Source organism: Alcaligenes faecalis, from assembly GCF_009497775.1.
GTDB classification, from domain to species: domain Bacteria; phylum Pseudomonadota; class Gammaproteobacteria; order Burkholderiales; family Burkholderiaceae_B; genus Alcaligenes; species Alcaligenes faecalis_D.
In genome coordinates, this window is the sequence record NZ_CP031012.1 from 918889 (window position 1) to 934232 (window position 15344).

Sequence of the window (15344 nt, forward strand, 5' to 3'; positions counted from 1 at the left end):
CTGAGTGACCTTAGGCGAAAAGTCAAGGCGGGGCGGTGATGCTCTTGGGCGGAGACCGAGGCAGGCGTGCTCGGGAAGGCTGGAGGCAAGGCGAATAGATAGGCAAGCTGACCACCGCTTGATTGGCATGGCGCAAAAAAGCAAGCAGAGACATGAGTTGCCCCATCGACTATCTCTCGGAAATGAGTGCTGATTAACGGGTCCTACGTAGCGGCGTCGCGAACAGAAGTGCGGATAGTGTAGCGGTTACTGGAGGCGGTGAGATGGACATACGCCTGCCGCTATTGCTAAAGATCAAAAAAAAGCGCGGCAATTCTCTGCTGCGCTTTTTTAATGAAGTAACCCGATACTTAGCTTCGGCTGGCCAGAGCCGGAAACTCGGAAAAATACCCGCTAATCCCGGTCATGATGGCCTGAGCAATCTTGTCCTGATGCGAAGAACTACGCAGCAGACGTTCTTCTTCCGGATTACTGATAAACGCCGTTTCGATCAGAATCGACGGAATATCCGGTGCTTTCAGTACAGCAAAACCGGCACGCTCAACGCTACGCTTATGCAGGCGATTGATCTTGCCGATCTCGCCCAGCAGACGAGAGCCTACTTTCACCGAATCGTTAATCTGCGCGGCCGTAGACAGATCCAGCAGAATCTGTGCGACCTGACGGTTGTGGGAACCCAGGTTCAAACCACCGATCAAGTCAGCATCGTTCTCTTTCTTGGCCAGCCAACGGGCCGCCGAGCTGGTTGCACCGTTCTGGGACAAGGCGTAAATGGACGAGCCGCGCGCACTAGGCTTGATCCAGGCGTCAGCGTGAATACTGATGAACAGGTCTGCTTTTACCCGACGAGCCTTTTGCACACGCACTTGCAGCGGCACGAAGAAGTCCGAGTCACGCGTCAAATAAGTACGCATATTGGGCTGCGCATCAATCAGACGCTTCAAGCGTCGGGCGATGTTCAGCACCACATCTTTTTCACGCGTGCCACCGGGGCCGATGGCACCGGGGTCCTCACCACCATGGCCGGGGTCCAACGCAATCAGCAGAGGGCGATTGGGCGTGCCAGGCGTAGCCGCAGGCGAAGGAGAGCGCGGTGGCGTGGTAACAGGCGGAGGCGTGTTGCGGGCGACAGGCGGCAAAGTTTGCCCTTGTACCGTAGGCACAGGAGCGTCAGGCGAGTTTTGAGCCAGACTTTCCAGAACGGAAGCCAGGGGATCGTTGTCGTCCTGAATTTGCAAAGCCAGCAGCGGGTCTTGAGCTACGCGCGGGTACAAGTCCAGCACCAGACGGTACTTGTATTCGCCAACGGGCTTAAGCGTAAAGATCTGGGGAGCGACGGCCTGTTTCAGATCCAGCACCAGGCGCACGACGTCGGGGCGGTTCTGGCCCACGCGCACGGAGCGAATGTAGGGATCGTTAGGACGGACCTTGGAAACCAGCTCCTCGATGGTGCGGTTCATGGTCAGGCCCTGGATGTCCACCACCATGCGATGGGGGTTTTCCAGTGTGAAATGCTCTGCCTTGAGCTCGCTATCCATTTCCAGGGTAACGCGGGTGTATTCGTCTGCCGGCCAGGTACGGACGGCCACGATAGTGCTGGCATTTGCCAGTCGCGGGATGACGGGAAGCAAGAACAGCGTAGTGGCCGTGGCGACGAATCGGCGACGGGCCTTGCCGGCTGGGGCTACTTCTGCTGGCTGGGGGCGAGTGTCGTAATCCATAGCGTTCCTTTGGCGCTGCGTGCATCCAGGGTGGCCAAACGACCGTCACCACAATAATCCAGGTGTAAATCCAGATCGGGCTCGGGCAATAAATCCCCTGCTTTTTCGGGCCATTCGATCAGCACAACAGCATTGTCTTGCAAAATATCGCGAAAACCTGCGTCGACCCATTCTCGTGGATCGCTAAATCTATAAAAATCAAGATGATAGAAGTATAAGCTAGAAACTTTATAACTTTCAAGCAAAGCGTAGCTGGGACTTTTGATACGACCGGTAACGCCGCAGGCCCGCAACAGGGCTCGAACAAAGTGGGTTTTACCGGCGCCCAGGTCACCATGAAGATGAATTCGGCCACCTGCAGGCACGCCGGAAACCTGACCGCCAAGCAGCGGAGCAAGGCGCTCGGCCAGGGCCGTGGTGGCGTCCTCGTCAGGCAAGGACAGGGTTAAAGCTTGCGGATTCATAGGCTTGGATCAGGTGGTGAGGGATAACCACAATGGAATGGTCAAGCCAGCTAGTATAGTGCCGATCGACATGGTCAGCGCGACCAGACGGCTATCGGCTCCCATGCGAGCGGCCAGTACGTGGGCAGAAGAGGCCGTAGGCAGAGCCGCAAATACCAGTAACATCTGGCGCTCCAATGTGCTCATATCCAACACCCAGGCAATCGCCAGGGCGGCCAGAGGCAAAGCCAGCAGCTTGATCGCCGTAATCCAGCTGATCAAAGCGCCTGCCCGGCGAGAGCCTTGCAGCGACAAGGTGGCGCCCACACACAACAAACCAATCCCCAAGGCGCAGGCCCCCAGGCGGCTAAAGGCCAATTGAACCGGGCCAGGTACGGACAAACCGGCCAGATTCCAGGCCAGAGCGGCCACGGTAGACAGGATCAGGGGATTTTTAAGCAGCTCGATGGCAATGCGGCCTTGCTGCCCACGCGCCAGTACGGTTACCGCCACCATATTGGCCATGGGAACAGAAAAGCCCACCAGCAAAGCCATGACAGCGACACCCGATGGCCCGGCAATCGCACTGGCCAGAGACATCCCCAAATAGGTATTGAAGCGAAATGCGCACTGTGTCAGGGCTGCGTGCTGCAGATGCTCGGGTTTCAGAATGGGCAGGGCCAGCCAGGCCAGTATCGTGCCCACGGCAATTAAAACAGCCGCGGCCACCAGTAAAGGCCAGGTATCACCCAGATTGAGCGGGATGCGAGTAATGGAATCAAACAGCAGGGCTGGAAACAGGACGTAATAGACCAGCTTTTCTGCGCCCTGGAAAAAATCCCGGCTGAAATGGAAGCGATGCAGCAGTAAAGCCCCTAGTGCAATCAGCAGAAAATCGGGCAGGATCAGCGGGAATATTGTGGCCATGATGACGGTAAATAGAAGCAGATATAGGTATATCCCCTGTAGGTATCTGCTTTCAGAATTAACAATTAATGGGGTTTAGCTGCGCTATTATTGGTTGGTTCCCCTTACCCAGGGGATGGATCTACAAAAAGACTAAAGAGGAGATGTTCCCATGATAGAGAAGTTTCCCAAGAAATTTGCGCTGCTATCCCTTTGTGCAAGTTTGTCCATGATCGGCACGGCGAATGTCGCTCATGCTCAAGCGGATTATCCTAACCAGGCAATTCGCGTCATTGTTCCTTTTGCACCCGGTGGCTCCACCGATATTGTGGCGCGTATTGTGACCAAAGGCATGAGCGAAGTGCTGGGCCAGTCCATGGTTGTAGAAAACAAGGGCGGTGCTGGTGGCGCTATTGGAGCGGCAGAAGCTGCTCGCGCCAAACCTGATGGCTATACCTTGTCGATTGCCACTATTTCGACGCTGGCCGTGAATCCCGCTTGCCGCCCCAATGATTTGCCTTACGATCCCTTGAAAGATTTTGTGCCGGTCAGCAACTTTGCCAACCTGCCCAACGTGATCGAGGTCAATCCCAAATTTCCGGCACAGAACTTCAAGGAGTTCGTGCAGCAGCTGAAAGACAACCCCGGTAAATACTCCTACGGCAGTTCGGGTACCTGCTCGGTGCTGCACTTGTTTGGCGAAGCCTTCAAGCTGGAAACCGGCACTGACATCGTGCACGTGCCTTACCGTGGAGCCGGCCCGGCTGTGACGGATGCGGTGGGCGGCCAGATCAATGCCATGTTTGATAACCTGCCTTCGTCCATGGCCCAGATCCAGGCTGGCAACTTGCGCGCACTGGCCATTGCCTGGCCCGAGCGTCTGCCTGCTCTGAAGGATGTGCCTACCCTGGCCGAAGAAGGTTACCCGCAACTGAACAGCCCGGCCTGGTACGGTCTGCTGGCTCCCAAGGGTACACCTCCTGAAATCGTTGCCAAGTTGCATGCCGCTGCTGCGGAAGCCTTGAAGAAGCCCGAAATTATTTCGGCTCTGGAAAAGCAGGGTGCAACACCGTCGGGCAACTCGCCTGAAGAGTTCGCCAAGGAAATCAAGGAGCAATACGACTGGGCTCACGACGTGGTCAAGAAAGGCAATATCAAGCTGGAATAAGCCTTGGACTGTAAACGTCAGCCATAAAAAAACCGGCCTTCACAGGCCGGTTTTTTATTTCAGCCCCAAGGCTTAGCTGCGATTGGCTTGCAGCACGGTCAAGGCCGTCATATTGATAATGCGGCGTACGGTCGAGCTGTAAGTCAGGATGTGCACAGGAGCATTGGCGCCCATCAGGAAAGGGCCGATGGCCACGTTGCTGCCAGCAGCGGTTTTCAGCAGGTTGTAGCTGATGTTGCCAGCGTCCACGTTCGGGCAGACCAGCAGGTTGGCCGAGCCTTTCAGCGAGGAGTTCGGCAAAGTGCGGCTGCGCAGGGCTTCGTCCAGCGCGCAGTCGGCGTGCATTTCGCCGTCCACTTGCAGGTCGGGGGCCTGTTCATGAATCAGCTTCAGGGCTTCGCGCATCTTGGGACCGGAAGCGGCCGAGTCCGAACCGAAGTTGGAGCGCGACAGCAGGGCCACCTTGGGTTCCAGGCTCAGCGTGCTCAACATGCGGGCCGCTTCAATCGTGTATTCCGCAATTTCCTGTGCGTTCGGATCGTCGTTGACGTGCGTGTCGGTCAGGGCAACCGTGCGCTCGCCCAGCAGCAGGATGTTCATGGCGGCGTACACGCTGGAGTCGGGTTTGCGACCGATCATCTCGTCGATGTAGCGCAGGTGGTTGTGGTAGGAGCCGATGGTGCCGCAGATCATGCCATCAGCATCGCCCAGGTGCACCATGGTCGAGCCAATCAGGGTCAGGCGGCGACGCATTTCCACGCGGGCCATTTCCTTGCTGATACCGCGACGGCACATTTTTTCCCAGTACGTTGTCCAGTACTGGTGGAAACGGTCGTCGGACTCGGGGTTGGTCACTTCCACATCCACGCCCAAACGCAGGCGCAGACCAAATTTCTTGATGCGGGACAGCAGCACGGCAGGGCGGCCAACCAGAATCGGGTGAGCCAGCTTCTCGTCCACAATCACTTGCACGGCACGCAGAACGCGTTCTTCTTCACCTTCGGTAAAGACGATGCGAGCCTTGCCGCCTTCGCGTACCAATTGCTTGGCCACGGCAAACACGGGCTTCATGAATGCGCCGGAGTGGTAGACGAACTGCTGCAACTTGGCGATGTAGCCTTCCAGGTCAGCGATAGGGCGGGTTGCCACGCCTTCTTCCATGGCGGCCTGAGCCACGGCGGGGGCGATACGCACGATCAGACGTGGGTCGAATGGCTTGGGAATCAGGTAATCGGGGCCAAAGCTCAAACCGTAACCACCGTAGGCAGCGGCCACGGCTTCGTCTTGCTCTTCTTCAGCCAGGGCGGCAATCGCGCGGGCAGCCGCTTTTTCCATGCCACGGGTAATCGTGGTCGCACCCACATCCAGCGCACCGCGGAAGATGTAGGGGAAGCACAGCACGTTATTGACCTGGTTCGGGAAGTCCGAACGGCCGGTTGCCATGATCACGTCGTCGCGAGCGGCTTTGGCCACTTCAGGCAGAATTTCGGGAGTGGGGTTGGCCAGTGCCATCACGAAAGGACGGTCTGCCATTTTTTGCAGCATTTCAGCTTTCAGCACGCCACCGGCGGACAGGCCCACGAACACGTCAGCGTTTTCGATCACATCGGCCAGCTTGCGGGCTTCGGTTTCTTTGGCGAAACGGGCCAGCTCAGGCACTTGATGACCGGGGCGACCTTTGTAGACCACGCCATCAATGTCCGTGACCCAGACGTTTTCTTCAGGCAGACCCATATCCACCATCAAGTCCAGGCAAGCCAACGCGGCTGCACCGGCACCGGAGGTCACAACCTTGATCTTCTTGATGTCTTTGCCGACGACTTTCAGGCCGTTCAGGAAAGCGGCCGTCACACAAATGGCGGTGCCGTGCTGGTCGTCGTGGAAGACGGGGATGTTCATGCGTTCGCGCAGCTTGCGCTCCACTTCAAAACACTCGGGTGCCTTGATGTCTTCCAGGTTGATGCCACCAAAAGTAGGCTCCAGACCGGCGATGATATCTACCAGCTTGTCGGGATCGGTTTCATTGATCTCGATGTCAAACACGTCCAGACCAGCAAACTTCTTGAACAGAACGGCCTTGCCTTCCATCACGGGCTTGGAGGCCAGGGCACCAATATTGCCCAGACCCAGCACAGCGGTACCGTTGGAGATCACACCCACCAGATTGCCACGGCCGGTGTAGCGGAAGGCGTTTTTCGGGTCGACCACGATTTCTTCGCAGGCGGCAGCAACACCAGGGGAATAGGCCAGGCCCAGGTCACGTTGGCTGACCAGGGGTTTGGTCGCGGCAATGGTGACTTTGCCGGGAATGGGGAACTCGTGGTAATCCAGGGCGGCTTGTCGATCTACAGGTGAACTCATCGTGTCCTCTTGCTCAGGCGCCAAACAGGTGTTTGGTGAAATCCAGGGAAGGCGTGGCGAATAGCGCGTCACTGCCGGCTTTCAACAAGTGTAGATAATTAAACAGGCTTGGATATTAGGGCTTATTATTACCCCATTAGTAAATGCTTATGGATAGGGGTAAAGGCTTGGAAACAAACGATATCGCTCATCGCCTGGTGCAACGACTCAAGCTGCGTCATTTGGCCTTGCTGATCGAGATCGAACGCTTGGGTTCGCTGACCAAAGTGGCGGATTTAATGGCGATGAGCCAGCCCGCGGTAACCCAGGCTCTGGCCGAGGTGGAACAAGTCTTTGGCACGCCGCTATTCCTGCGCTCCTCCCGTGGCATGGAGGCAACACCCCAAGGGCAGATCGTGATTTCACGTGCTCGTGCCATGGTGCAGGACATGGAGTTGTTGAGTCTGGACTTGCAGGCGCACAGCATGGGGCGGCAAGCGCATTTGCGACTGGGGGTGATTCCCCTGGTGTCCGGCAAGCTGGTTTCCACGGCCTTGCGGGCGACCCGCCCCCAAGGACAAGTAGTTTCCGTCAGCATTACTGAAGGGCTGACGGAAACCCTGCTGGAACAACTGCGCGATCACGCCCTGGATGCGGTGGTTGCACGCAGCTCTCCGGATTTGAATATGAAAGGCTTGCGGCATGAGGCGCTATACGCACAGCAACCGCGCCTGATCGCCAGCCGGGAGCTGGCAGGCCGACTGGGGCGGCGCAAGCTGGACTGGTCGCAATTGCAGGATCTGGATTGGATTCTGGGACCGCGCAATACCCCGATGCGGCGGCAGGTGGCGAACCTGTTTTTACGGGCTGGTTTGCTGGAGCCGGTGCCCAGTGTGGAAACCTCCTCACCCAAGCTGATCGGGGAGTTGATCGTGAACCACTCCCGTGCCGTGTCTGTGGTGCCTACCGAAATTGCTGAAGAGCTGGTGCGCGTGTCCGGGGTGGCAATTGTGCCGTATTCCTTTGAGTGGGGATTGTCGCCCATCGCCTTGTTTACGCGCGCTGCGGGCCCGCAGCGCCCGGTGGATAAATTATTCGCACAGGAGCTGAAACGGGTGTGTACCGACAAGACGGTGCCGCTGGAGCGAGGGGCGTTTTTCTACTAGTGTCGCTCTGTCTGTTGCGGGCTGATTGCTAGGGTCACATGGTGAATGCTTCATGCCGAGGGAGCCGGACGAGATCTCGAAGCAGGATGTCATACCTGCCCAGGAAACCGAAGCAGCTCAATGGCAAGAACCACCCCCCCGTTTTGATGTCCAGAAATCTGGGAGGGGGGGCGGTGTACAGCGGCCTGCTTAGTGCTGCCTGGGCTATGCAAGCAGCGGCTTACTGATTGACATACCAGATCGCCTTGGTTTGCTGGTACTGATCCAGGGCTTCCATGCCCTTGTCCTTGCCGCCAAAACCGGACAGTTTGAAGCCGCCAAAGGGAGCGGTGATGTCGCCTTCTGAAAAGCCATTTACCGACACTGTGCCCGCTTTGATCTTGCGCGAGACACGTTGTGCTCGGCGCACATCAAGGGTGTAGATGGAGGCGGCCAGACCATATTGGGTATCGTTTGCCAAGGCGATCGCTTGCTCTTCTGTCTCGAAGGTAGTGACGGCCAGAACGGGGCCGAACACTTCTTCCTGGAACAGGCGGTCTTCCGGGGTAATGTGATCGAAGATAGTGGGTTCGATATACCAGCCACTGCCCAAGTCACTATGAATGCGTCCGCCATGAACCAGCTTGGCATTTTTTCCGGGATTTTCCAGAAAGCTGGCCACTTTTTCAAAGTGTGCTTTTTCCACCATCGGTCCGATAGATACATCCGGATCCGTAGGCAAGCCCACTTTCCAGGAGCCTAGCCCCTGTTTGAGTTTTTGCAGCAGTGTGTCTTTCAGGCTGCTGTGTACGATCAGGCGGGAGCCGCAACTGCAGTTTTCGCTCATGTTCCAGAATGCGGCCGCCAGGATGGAGGGGACCGCTTCGTCCAGCAGGGCATCTTCAAAAACGACCTGGGGGCTTTTTCCGCCGCATTCCAGCACGACTTCCTTCAGGTTGCTTTCTGCGGAGTATTTCAGAAACAGGCGACCCACTTCAGTGGAGCCGGTGAACGACACAATGTCCACGTCCTCGTGCCGTCCCAAAGGCTCCCCGACTTCCTCGCCTGTGCCGGTGATCAGGATCAGTGCCCCTGCGGGGATGCCTGCCTGGTGTGCCAGCTGTGTCATGCGGTAGGCGCTAAGGCTGGTCAGCTCGGACGGTTTCACAATGACCGAGTTGCCGCACACCAGAGCAGGAGCCACTTTCCAGGCGTACATCTGGGCCGGGAAGTTCCAGGGCAGGACGGCCGCCACCACCCCAATGGGTTCCTTGGTGATCAAGCCCAACGCGTCTGAGCCGGTTGGGGAAATGCGGCCAAAGCATTTATCAGCCGTTTCCGCATACCAACTGAAGGTGTCGATGGTGGCGGGCATGTCGGTGTTCAGGCATTCAGTGATGGGTTTGCCTGCATCCACGCAATCGAGTGCAGCCAGTTCCTCGGCATATTGCTCCAGCAAGGCCACCCACTTGAGCATGATCTTTTTACGTTCTGCCGGAGACAACTCAGACCACTCACCGGACTCAAAGCTTGTGCGTGCGGCAGCGACAGCCGCTTGCACATCCGAGGCTTGGCCAGCAGCGATTTTGCCAATCACGGCCAGGTCGATAGGGCTGATGTTATCGAGCAGGGCCGAAGCCGTGGTTTGATGGCCCGGAATCAAATGGGAAGCGTGCAGCTTTCCGGCGCGGGCCAATTCAAAGACAGTCTCTTTCTGCGTGGGCATTCAAGCCTCCTGTTCTACTTGGTAAGCGTTGATCTGGGCCAGGAAGTCGTCGCGTTCCTGCGCTTGAACCGGCAGCAGGGGCAAGCGCACCGAACCGACATCAATGCCGTGACGCACGCAGCCCAGTTTGGCTTTCTGGTTGTAGTTGCCGGACTCCATGGCGGCAATGGCGGGCAGCATGGCTGCCATCATGCGACGTACGCTGTCCCAGTCCTCTTGCTCGGCTGCCTTGAGCATTTGAACCTGCTCGGCAGGAAACACATTGGCCCCGCCGCTGATCCAGCTGCGCACGCCCCAGAACAGGAAGTCGGCAGCCTGATCATCACACCCGCAAACAACCTGGAAGTCGGGCAGATTGGCATTGACCATGGCAACCACCCGGCTGAAGTTGCCGCTGCTCTCCTTGATGCCCACAATGTTCTTGACCTTGGCCAGCTCGTAGACGGACTCCAGCTCAATTTGTATGCCAATGCGCGCCGGGAAGTTGTACATGACGATGGGTAGTTCAGTGGCCGCAGCGACCTCCTTGAAATACGCCACCACTTCATTTTGGCCGGGCAGGCTGTAGGGGGTGGGGGAGAGCATCAGCGCTTCGTAACCCAGCTCCTCGGCTTCACGGATCCGGCTGATTGCTTCGGCAGGTGACATGGAGTTCACGCCGGCAATCAGTGTTGTACGGCCACGGCCGGTTTTGGCAACAATCTCCAGTACGCGGCGACGTTCCTGTGCGCTCAGTGCGTAGTATTCGCCTGTGGTACCGCAGGCCACGATGCCGCCCACTCCGGCCTCAATAAAGCACTCAACCAGACGCTCCAGAGCGGCTTCATTTAACTGGTTGTTGGCGTCAAACGGGGTAACGATGGGAACGAGAATGCCGTTCAGATTCATGATGTCTCCAGATTATTAATAGTTGATCTATTGGTTTACTCAATGACTTTGCGGGTGAAGGCGCTGAGGTAGGCCATCAGCGTTTCAGAGCCCTGCAAAGCCATGTCGGGATTGCCGTCCTGGATTCCTTCAGCCAGGGTCAAGTGGGCTTGAGCCCCGGCTTCCAGGTCGCCTTCATATTGGTAGGCGTACCAGAATCGTCTGCACTGAACGATCATGGGTGTGACCGCTTGCACAGCAAAAGTGTTGCGACAGGCCTGGTGGATTACCTCGTCCAGATGCTGGTCGGCCAGCATATAGGCGTCGATATCCTTGGCATTGGCGGCATCCACCATGGCCTGGGCGTGGCCGAGCAAGGTGCTGCGCTGGGCCGGGGTCGCCCAGCGGGCGGCTCCCTGCACAATCAGGCGTTCCAGAACCCGGCGCGTTTCAATCAGAGTCAGGTGTTCAGCCACACGGATTTCACTGACACGCAAACCACGGCGTGGCTGCTGCTCGATCAATCCCAGGGCCACCATGCGCATCAGGGCTTCACGCAAGGGGGTGCGCCCCAAACCTGTCATTTCCACCAGATCACTTTCCACAATGGCCTGACCAGGCTCCAGTTTGAGAGTGGCAATTAACTGCTCAATCGCTTGATAGGCGGTTTCAGCGGCACGAGAAGAAGGGGTGGGGGCGCTACTCACGGAGACTCCAATATAAAAATTGCGTTAAAAGCCGGATACTTGCTGGGGCAGCCAGGTTGCAATCGCGGGAAACAGGGCCACGATCAACAAGGTCAGCAACTGGGCAAGAATAAACGGCACGACACCTCGACAAACTTGTCCGTATGTCATGTCTTTCGGGGCAATGGACAGCAGGTAGAAAATGGATGAGGCCAGGGGTGGTGTCAGATAGCTGGTCTGAATGACAACGATCACCATCACGCCAAACCATAAGGGGTCCAGCCCGGTTGCCACAATAAAGGGCAGGAAAAGCGGAACGCAAATCAGCACGTTCGCTGTCCAGTCCAGCACAAAGCCCAGCAGAAAGACGATGCCCAGGAACAGAATGATCGTACCTGTACTGCCCAATCCCAGGTCGCTGGTCAGCATCTGCACCAGCTTGGCGCCACCATTGGCTGCGAAGGCGCCGGTAAACATGGTGCCTCCAGCCACAATCAGCATGATCATTGCCGTAATGCGTACCGTAATCCGCAAGGCTCCACTGAAGACTGCCCAGTTGAACTGACGGTAGAAGATGCACAAAACAGCGGCGGCAGCAGCGCCCAGGGCAGCGGCCTCGGTAGGCGATGCGATCCCTTTCATCAAGGAGCCCAGAACCGCGATGATCAGCAGCATCATGGGCACCAGACCACGCATCGTGATACTGATTTTTTCCCCTAAAGGCCGGCGCATATCCTCATCATCGGCCCGCGGCCCCAGTTCCGGCTTGAGCGTGGTAGCGATCAGGATGTAAGCCACAAAGAGCGTGGTCATCAACAGGCCTGGGAAGAGCATGGCGGCAAACAGCTCGCCAACCGGAACCTGTGCCAGGGAAGCATAGACGACCGCGACCACCGAGGGCGGGATCATGGTGCCCAGAGAGCCCCCGGCGCAGATCGTGCCAGCGATCAGCGAGTTGTTGTAGCGAAAGCGCTTCATGGCCGGGATGGCCATCAGCCCCACCATGATCTCCACCGCGCCAACCACCCCTGCCGCAGCGGCAAAGGTCGCCGCCATGGCGATGGTGGCAATGGCCAATCCACCTGGCAGACCACCCAGCCATAACTGCATGGTGCGAAACAGACGTGCGGCAATGCCTGAGCGCTCCAGCAGGGCTCCCATCAGAACAAACATGGGAATCGCTGACAGGATATGGTTGGTGGCCGCGCCGTACAAAGCGCCATACATCTGGTCAAAGACCATGGGGCCAAAGGCGTACCAACCGGCCAGAAAGGCGGGCAGGATCAGCGCAAAAGCCACGGGCATGCCCTGAAAAATCAACAGGAACAGGGCAGGGAACATCAGTCCGGCGATCCATAAATTCATGGGTTCACCTCGACGTCAGCAGGGCTTTGTTCTTTGACTGCACAGCGCAGGCCATGGGCCAGCAATTGCAAGGTAAAGGCGATCAGGCCAAGGGCAATGCAGGCGTAGAACGGCCACATCACCGGAGCCCAGGGGCTGACCATTTCCACTTCGTTCAGCTTCCAGGCCATCCAGGCTTTGTTGACTCCGACTTTGCTCAACACCGCAAACAGGGGAAACAGCACCAGCAGGTACAGGACCACGTCTGAAATGCGGGCAAGGGACTTGGGCAAGTGCTTGCGAACCACATCAATGCTGATGTGTTCGTTCTGGCGCATTACCCAGGCCATGCCCAGCAGAAAAATAGCCCCGTTCATCATGTAGGCGACATCGAAGGCCCAGACCGTAGGAGCATGCAGGACGTAGCGGGCAAAGACCTCCCACACCATGGCCGTGACCAGGATGGCCGCAGCCAGCTCCGCCAACCTGGCACTGACAAGGGCAACAAAGTCGATCAGTTTTGAAATAGGCTGCAGCATGGCAGCTCTCCTTCAGAAAGTAGGACTTAGTCGCGGATCAAGTAATTGCTTTCGCTGCGCCAACGATTCAGAAAACCATCGTAGTCAGTCAGCAGGTTTTTCATGTAGTCGTTGCCGGACTGTGCCTGGGCGTCGGCTTTTTTGTGTACCCAGTCATTGCCAGCCTCGGCCAGCTGCTTGATGAAGGCCGGATCTAGGGTGATGACTTCGTTGCGTCCCTGGCGATACTTCTCCATGGCCTTGATGTCGGCGTTGTAGAAGTAGTCCAGCGATTGATGGGTGGTCAGCTCGGCGGCAGCCTCAATTAACTGCTGCAGATCGGCGGGCACCTTGTCCCAGGTTTCCTGCTTCAGCACGACTTCCCACATGAAAGTAGGTTGATGCACACCTGGTACGACGATGTATTTGGCGGCCTGATGAAAGCCTTCTGGCGTATTGGAGGAGGGGGTTGCCCATTCCACTGCATCCACCCCTTTGCGTTGCAGCAGGGTGTAGGTATCGCCGGGAGGAACCACCGTGGGAACGGCACCGAAATAGTCTTTCATCACATCGGCCCAGGCACCGGAGGTACGGTACTTCAGCCCTTTCAGATCTTCAGCTGTCCGAATCGGGGTATTGGAGTGCGCCAGGACTTCGGTGGAGCCCAGCCCCACAATCATGGTTTTCAGGCCATTTTTGGAACGCAGCTCCTGCAGCTTTTCCTTGCCACCGCCTTCATATAGCCAGACACGATAGGCATCGGGTCCCATGCCGCCGGGATAACCTGCAAAAATCGCATTGGCCGGGTCTTGATTGACCAGATAGCTGGAGGTGGAGTGGCCCGCTTCCACAACGCCTGTCTCTACCGCTTCAAAGACTTTAAGGGCGGGAACGATAACCCCGGCTCCAAAGGGCTGAATCTCGACACGATCCCCCGTCATGAGTTTCACGTTCTTTGCAAAACGTTCCAGAAAGTTTTGATAGAACGGGGAGCCTTCGGGTACAGAAGTGGGTACGCGCCAGCTGATTTCGGCTGCTTGTGCCGAGGCCATGCTGCCCAGCAAAAACAGGCCAGCCAAGGTGGATGCAACAAGTTTGGATTTCATGTTTGTCTCCGGTGGTTTTTTTATAGTTCAGCTCTGTCAGAGGCCGACGGCCAGCTTCAGAGCATGGGATGGATATTAATATTTTCTAAATATATTAACAACATATTTAGATTGGGGTTTGTCCTAGAAAGTGCCGGAGGTGGCTTGCTGATTGGCTTTCAGTGTTCGTTCCTAGTGTTGAAACGGTAGGGGGCGGACGTTCCTGGTCTGGTTTTGATGCGGATTTCAGGGTTGAAGTGATGGGTGATGCGGATCTTTTTTATGCTTGTGTGAAGCATCATGGGGCAGCCTTGTTTAGCTGTTTCAATCCTTTCGTCCCTGCGGTCTAGCTGGTACACTTTGCGACTGCTTTTTTATAAGCACGCGGCGGCAGGACAGGGTCTTTGGACCGTTCTTTTGCTGCAGCACTTTCTGTAGCAGCAGGCAGGAAAATAGCTGGTTTTTTTACGGACTGGAGAGGGCGTCGGATCTGCCCTTGTGTGTTGTAAAGCCAGGATTCCTGCGGTGCATGTAGTGTCTGGCCCGCCTGGGCCCACTGCGCAGACCAGCCACCGGGCCCATAGTTAAATGGATATAACTTTCCCCTCCTAAGGGAAGATTGCAGGTTCGATTCCTGCTGGGCCCGCCATTTTGCTGCATGAGGCCCGTCTGCCTTCATGGCTTTTAGCTCCGCACCTGATAGGCCGAGCGTTGAAATCTCACTTGATGACTGATCTTCCGCGATGTGTGCGGAGCGCCCCGTGTGTCTGCTCGCTTTGCGTTTAATCGAGCCAGCCTTGTTGTGAGAAAACAAGGCTGGCAGGAAGCGAAAGACGATTGTTTCACGACTGAAACTTGATGGGCATGCGCGTTCTGGAGAGTCAGTAGCGCTAATGGAGCGGCCGAGTGCCAAGACTTGTGGGTGAGGTTCTGGGGGCTTGTGCACTGCCCCAAGCATTCACAAGCCCTTTTGTTGAGGCCAGATAGTCATCCACACTACCGGTCCAGAGCTTGAATCCCAGACAACTTTTCCATTTGTCTTGTTGATAAAGCCAGTGGGTCTGGCAAACGGAGCAGCGAAACAGGCTCTGTGCTCCCTGGTCGCCATAGTCCTCTGTTTTGGTGACGCGTTCCATGTAGGCATGCTTGGGTGTATGCGCTTTGGAAAGCGGCAGCGTCTGGCACAAAATACACATTGTTTTATGGTCGATCTTGCCCACTTCTTGCTCCTTTTTAAATAAAGGCTATGGAAATAGCGTGTTTTAAAAAAAGACAGCAATGTGCTTTCTACAAAAACTATCAACCTGAAAGCAAGATAGTCAGACGCATCTTACAAAGCTTGTCGTGACCTGGGTAGTGGCGGCTGTAAAAAATCATTTCGTTCGCAAAAACCCG

13 protein-coding genes and 1 tRNA gene are annotated in these 15344 nt (G+C 56.6%); 3 read left to right on the forward strand and 11 right to left on the reverse strand.

All coding sequences use genetic code 11. From position 1 onward, the window contains the following. Window positions 1–350 precede the first annotated feature (350 nt). From DUD43_RS04200 to DUD43_RS04210, 3 genes are read right to left on the reverse strand one after another with little or no spacing between them, the layout of a single operon-like run. A complete protein-coding gene (locus DUD43_RS04200) occupies window positions 351–1721 on the reverse strand; it encodes an N-acetylmuramoyl-L-alanine amidase (protein ID WP_153229276.1) in 1371 nt (456 codons plus the stop codon). After that, window positions 1685–2185, reverse strand: coding sequence for a tRNA (adenosine(37)-N6)-threonylcarbamoyltransferase complex ATPase subunit type 1 TsaE (gene tsaE, locus DUD43_RS04205; RefSeq protein ID WP_153229277.1), 501 nt, complete (start codon window positions 2183–2185; stop codon window positions 1685–1687). The genes DUD43_RS04200 and tsaE overlap by 37 nt, the downstream gene beginning before the upstream one ends. A gap of 9 nt (window positions 2186–2194) precedes the next feature. Further along, on the reverse strand, window positions 2195–3091 hold the full coding sequence (locus DUD43_RS04210; protein ID WP_153229278.1) for an AEC family transporter: 897 nt from the start codon (window positions 3089–3091) through the stop codon (window positions 2195–2197). A 208-nt stretch (window positions 3092–3299) separates the two neighbouring features. On the opposite strand from DUD43_RS04210, the gene DUD43_RS04215 reads away from it, so the two are divergent. Next, window positions 3300–4238, forward strand: a complete 939-nt coding sequence (locus DUD43_RS04215) for a tripartite tricarboxylate transporter substrate binding protein BugE (RefSeq protein ID WP_022983479.1) — start codon at window positions 3300–3302, stop codon at window positions 4236–4238. A 72-nt stretch (window positions 4239–4310) separates the two neighbouring features. Here the strand turns inward: DUD43_RS04215 and DUD43_RS04220 are convergent, their stop codons facing one another. Next, window positions 4311–6599 (reverse strand): NADP-dependent malic enzyme, encoded by a 2289-nt coding sequence (locus DUD43_RS04220; protein WP_153229279.1) that lies wholly within the window; start codon window positions 6597–6599, stop codon window positions 4311–4313. Window positions 6600–6748: 149 nt separating this feature from the next. On the opposite strand from DUD43_RS04220, the gene DUD43_RS04225 reads away from it, so the two are divergent. Beyond that, the gene (locus tag DUD43_RS04225; RefSeq protein ID WP_153229280.1) at window positions 6749–7744 is read left to right on the forward strand and encodes a LysR substrate-binding domain-containing protein; all 996 of its coding nucleotides are present in this window, start codon (window positions 6749–6751) and stop codon (window positions 7742–7744) included. A gap of 220 nt (window positions 7745–7964) precedes the next feature. On the opposite strand, the gene DUD43_RS04230 is transcribed toward DUD43_RS04225, so the two are convergent. The 6 genes from DUD43_RS04230 to dctP are packed head-to-tail and all read right to left on the reverse strand — an operon-like array spanning window position 7965 to window position 13970. Continuing rightward, window positions 7965–9449 (reverse strand): aldehyde dehydrogenase, encoded by a 1485-nt coding sequence (locus DUD43_RS04230; RefSeq protein WP_153229281.1) that lies wholly within the window; start codon window positions 9447–9449, stop codon window positions 7965–7967. Beyond that, on the reverse strand, window positions 9450–10337 hold the full coding sequence (gene dapA, locus DUD43_RS04235; RefSeq protein ID WP_153229282.1) for a 4-hydroxy-tetrahydrodipicolinate synthase: 888 nt from the start codon (window positions 10335–10337) through the stop codon (window positions 9450–9452). It lies immediately after the preceding gene. Between the two features lie 35 nt (window positions 10338–10372). Further along, on the reverse strand, window positions 10373–11023 hold the full coding sequence (locus DUD43_RS04240) for a GntR family transcriptional regulator (RefSeq protein WP_153229283.1): 651 nt from the start codon (window positions 11021–11023) through the stop codon (window positions 10373–10375). A gap of 24 nt (window positions 11024–11047) precedes the next feature. Continuing rightward, window positions 11048–12367: a TRAP transporter large permease gene (locus DUD43_RS04245; RefSeq protein ID WP_153229284.1), complete on the reverse strand. Its 1320-nt coding sequence runs from the start codon at window positions 12365–12367 to the stop codon at window positions 11048–11050. Next, a complete protein-coding gene (locus DUD43_RS04250; protein WP_153229285.1) occupies window positions 12364–12885 on the reverse strand; it encodes a TRAP transporter small permease subunit in 522 nt (173 codons plus the stop codon). The genes DUD43_RS04245 and DUD43_RS04250 overlap by 4 nt, the downstream gene beginning before the upstream one ends. A gap of 26 nt (window positions 12886–12911) precedes the next feature. Further along, a complete protein-coding gene (gene dctP, locus DUD43_RS04255) occupies window positions 12912–13970 on the reverse strand; it encodes a TRAP transporter substrate-binding protein DctP (protein ID WP_042483708.1) in 1059 nt (352 codons plus the stop codon). A 553-nt stretch (window positions 13971–14523) separates the two neighbouring features. On the opposite strand from dctP, the gene DUD43_RS04260 reads away from it, so the two are divergent. Then, window positions 14524–14598 (forward strand) — tRNA-Arg (locus tag DUD43_RS04260). Window positions 14599–14839: 241 nt separating this feature from the next. Here the strand turns inward: DUD43_RS04260 and DUD43_RS04265 are convergent. Then, on the reverse strand, window positions 14840–15169 hold the full coding sequence (locus DUD43_RS04265) for a hypothetical protein (RefSeq protein WP_153229286.1): 330 nt from the start codon (window positions 15167–15169) through the stop codon (window positions 14840–14842). Between the last annotated feature and the right edge of the window lie 175 nt (window positions 15170–15344).